Annotated in this window: 2 protein-coding genes; both read left to right on the top strand. The window is 43.3% G+C overall.

Translation table 11 applies throughout. The features are described 5' to 3' along the window. Nucleotides 1–893 (top strand): IS21 family transposase (istA, locus tag H538_RS0118125; protein ID WP_026678785.1); only part of this gene is annotated, 893 nt, incomplete at its 5' end. After that, the gene (gene istB, locus H538_RS24355) at nt 886–1,734 is read left to right on the top strand and encodes an IS21-like element helper ATPase IstB (protein ID WP_081412710.1); all 849 of its coding nucleotides are present in this window, start codon (nt 886–888) and stop codon (nt 1,732–1,734) included. The genes istA and istB, both read left to right, overlap by 8 nt. The last annotated feature ends 68 nt before the right edge of the window (nt 1,735–1,802 follow it).

The raw sequence follows: 1,802 nt of genomic DNA on the forward strand, positions 1-1,802 counted from the left end.
GCGAACAAGCCCAAGTGGATTGGGGTACGGTTACTGTTAACTGGGATGGACGTCAAAAACAATTGCACGTTTTTGTGATGGTACTTTGTTATTCACGTATGATTTATGTTGAGTTTATGGAAGATGAAAAACTTGAAACGCTTATGGGTTGCCATGTTCGCGCTATGCAATATTTTGGAGGCATCACACGGAAAATCGTTTATGACAATATGAAGACGGTTGTCAAAGAAAGGAACCATGAGGGCAAAGTGATCTGGAATGAGCGATTTGCTGCCTTTGCCAGACACCACGGCTTTATTCCTTGGGCTTGTAAGCCTTATTCTCCTCGAACAAAAGGAAAGGTAGAAAATGGTGTGAAGTATGTCAAAATGAACTTTTGGCCTCGTGTAAGAACCTTTGAAAGTCTGCACGATCTAAACATTCAGGCTCGGTACTGGATGGATACCGTGGCCAATGTACGTGTTCATGGCACGACACACGAAGTTCCAGTAGAACGGTGGCGTCATGAAAATCTTCAACGGTTTAACCTTATCCCGTTTGAAACGGTTGAACGTCATAAGCGAAGAGTTTCTTCGGATTGCCAAGTCTCCTACGAATCGAATCGTTATTCGGTTCCGTTCCAATGGGTTGGCCAAATCGTTGCGGTTCAAGATGATAAAAACGGCCGGATTCGAATATTTGCCGGCGATGAGCTGATCGCCGAGCACACGAAAGCCTCCGACCGTCACCAAAAAATGATCAATCCTGAACATTTGAAAGGTCTTAAGCATTCTTCTACTCCGAGGAAGCAAAACTATCAGCCACGACTGGTTTCTTCACCCATACCGGAGGTGAGCGAACGATCCTTAGATGTCTATGACCGTTTCGCAGAAGAGGTGAATGTTCATGCTTGAAGACCGTCTTCAAGCAGCTTTTAAGGAGCTAGGGTGGATCCGAATACCGGACATTCTAGACCAATACGCTGAAGAAGCTGCTACTCATAATTTATCGTATACTGCGTTCCTTGACAACCTCATACAGGAAGAATTAATGGCGAAACAGGAGCGCTTAATTCAAACTAGAAAACGTGTCGCCGGTCTTCCGTACCATAAGACGCTCGAAGACTTTGACTTTACTTTTCAAGCATCGATCGATGAAAAAAGAATCCGGGAATTGGCGACGCTTCGATTTGTCGCTCATCATGAGAATTTGATCTTCCTTGGACCGCCAGGTGTGGGAAAAACACATCTTGCCGTGGCCATCGCACTTGAGGCGATCAAAAAGCGCCTGAGAGTCTATTTTACAACGGCTCATGATCTTGTACAGACATTGGAGGAAGCCCACCAACACAACCAGATTCAAAAGAAACTAAAGGTCTATACAAAACCCGATCTATTAATTATCGATGAAATTGGTTACCGGCGAATGGATGAAACAGCTGCCCACTTCTTTTTTCAAATTATCTCGGAGCGTTATGAAAAGGGAGCCATTATCCTCACCTCTAACAAATCATACGGAAATTGGGGAGAGATTTTTGGAGATCGTGTGTTAGCGTCAGCGATTTTAGATCGACTACTTCATTATTCACATACCATCAATATTAAAGGAGAAAGCTATCGAATCAAGGAGAAGAAGAAAGCAGGATTTTTCAACACGGAAAAAACAGTGAATGAATATTCGATCAATTCCCTTTCCCCCTCGGGGGAAAGGGAATCCCAAACACGATTGAAAGGAAGTGATACCATAGAAAGATAGAGCTTTTTGTGTTAATAATGGGGAATTTTAAAACGGCATTTTTGGGGAATTTTCAACTGAGGTTGACA

The organism is Fictibacillus gelatini DSM 15865 (assembly GCF_000430745.1).
Taxonomy (GTDB): domain Bacteria; phylum Bacillota; class Bacilli; order Bacillales; family Fictibacillaceae; genus Fictibacillus_A; species Fictibacillus_A gelatini.